This is a genomic window from Deltaproteobacteria bacterium, assembly GCA_021159305.1.
In the GTDB taxonomy this organism is placed as follows: Bacteria; Campylobacterota_A; Desulfurellia; order JAGGSF01; family JAGGSF01; genus JAGGSF01.
This window is the reverse complement of the sequence record JAGGSB010000057.1, coordinates 1-2187: the sequence shown is the minus strand read 5'-3', so window position 1 is coordinate 2187 and position 2187 is coordinate 1. Positions and strand designations below refer to the sequence as shown.

Below are 2187 nucleotides of genomic sequence, written 5' to 3'. Positions count from 1 at the left end.
TGAGAAAGAAACTGGGATATGTCAGGAAATACTGGCCGAAACAGCACCATCCGGTGTCAACATCGACCAAAAATGCATAAAAACATCGAACAAAATTGCGTAGATTCATCGGTCAGATTTGCGTAGTTTGCCGCTTCTATCGATCGCCGTCTGTATACCAGCAAGCCCCGTTTTCTGTTTTTCTTTCAGTCTGTAGCTTTTTCCACGGATGTTAACTATCGTGCAATGATGTAAGAGTCTGTCTAATACCGCTGTTGCTAATACCTCGTCTTCGAATATCTTGTCCCATTCGGTAAAACTTCTGTTGGATGTCAGGATTATGCTTCCCTGTTCGTATTTCTGGCTCACCAGTTCAAAGAACAGCTTCGCTCCTTCTGTATCCAGTGGCAGGTATCCCAGTTCGTCTATTATTAGGAGGTCAAGGGATTTGTAGAATCTAATGGTTTTTTCAAGACGCCTTTCACCAAAGGCTTTCTTCAATCGATCCACCAATGTTATTGCGTTAACGAAATATGTTTTCTTTCCTTCTCTCAGGGCTTTCATTCCAAGACCTACTGCCAGGTGTGTTTTTCCTACTCCAGGAGGGCCAAGAAATACCACGTTCTCTTTTTCGTATATGAATCTCAGGGTTTTCAGCTCCATTATCTGTTTTCTGTCTATGCTGGGTTGAAAACTGAAATCGAATTCTTCCAGGGTTTTGTGGAAAGGTAATCCACTGTATCTGAGAGCTATCATGTATTTCTTGTTCTCATTTTCTTTCTTCTGGGCTATCAGTAGTTCTTCAATCAATTCGAGAACGTCTTTATCATCTTTGCTCCAGTTTTGAAGAGAAGAATCCAGTATCCTGGAGATTCCTTCCAGTTTCAGTTCTTTCAACAAGCTGTGTACTTTTTCATAGCTCATACCGCATCACCCACAAGAGCCTGGTATTCTCTCAAAGACCTTTTTTCTACCTGGTCTTTCAAGGGATGTACTGTAATGAGTTCATCACCATCGTATATCTTCAGTAGTGAACCTTCTACCTGGAGATTGACTCTTTCCCCCACGTATTTTTTACCAACACGGTATGCCCTTTCTTCGTAGACTATCTGACCTTTGTCTCTTACGAGTCTTGTATTTAATCTGCGAATGGGATACAATTTACTTAGCTTGTTTAGGTGATCCTTTTCCCTCTCGAATCTTTCGAGAGGGGTTTCTTTTAATTCGGAATGGAGCCGCTGATTTGCTATTGCTAACCAATCCCTCAACACATTCTTCAGTTCCGTTTGACTCGAATAACTCTGACCGTAAAGAATATTCTCCCTTACATAGGGAACCATCCTCTCGACTTTTCCTTTGGCTTTTGGATTATATGGTCTGTGGGTGATTACCTTAAGACCGTAGAAATCCGCAAAATCCATGAACTTGGCATTGTATTCCTTGTGCTTCTGAAGCTTCTTCACAACGGTTTTCATGTTGTCGTACAGACCTTCAGAAGGATAACCGCCAAAGTACTCAAAGGCATGTAGATGAGCTTGGATTAGAGTCTCGAGTTTTTCATCTGGTACTGTCTCCACGTACAGCATCCGTGAATAGCCCAACACCATAATGAAAAACTTAACGGTTGCCTTTTCGCCTGCAATAATCGTTGTCCCTGTTCCCCAATCAACCTGGAATTGCTTTCCTGGCTTTGTTTCGAATCTGACAACAATTTCAGGTTTCTCCTTGGGCCTTATTGTGGCCACATACATCCGGAGTATCGTCAATTTACCGCTATAACCCTTCTCCACCAATTCCTTAAACAACACTGTAGCCGTGAGTTCGGGATACTCCTCGAGCCTTTTCTTAATGTAACCCTTGAAAGGATCCAACTTCGATCCCCTTTTTGCCATTTGACACCACTCCTTTTTAAGATATTTGTTTACAGTGTTGGGAGCAATGCCAAGGCGCCTGGCTATTGCTAGCTTGCTTAATCCCTCTCTGTACAATATTCTGATTTCAAAGACCTGCTTTTCCGTCAACATCTGAATACCTCCTTTTCTACCTGAGTTATTCAGATGTTACTACTCAATTCTTACCGATGTTTTTGCTCATTTTTGACCGGCGTTTTTACTATTTTATAACCGATGTCGACACTATTTGGCAAGAATACTTCGAAGCCTGTGATTACCAGGAAAAGAAAAACAGCCTGAAGTTGTTGGTCAAGAT

General features: G+C 41.8%; 2 protein-coding genes. Both read right to left on the bottom strand.

Going from position 1 to position 2187, the window contains the following annotated elements; all coding sequences use genetic code 11:
* Positions 1-105 precede the first annotated feature (105 nt).
* The gene (gene istB, locus J7J10_03710; protein MCD6130036.1) at positions 106-903 is read right to left on the bottom strand and encodes an IS21-like element helper ATPase IstB; all 798 of its coding nucleotides are present in this window, start codon (positions 901-903) and stop codon (positions 106-108) included.
* Complete coding sequence (gene istA, locus J7J10_03705) at positions 900-2003, bottom strand: IS21 family transposase (protein MCD6130035.1); 1104 nt, start codon at positions 2001-2003, stop codon at positions 900-902. Before istA ends, istB begins: the two co-directional genes overlap by 4 nt.
* Between the last annotated feature and the right edge of the window lie 184 nt (positions 2004-2187).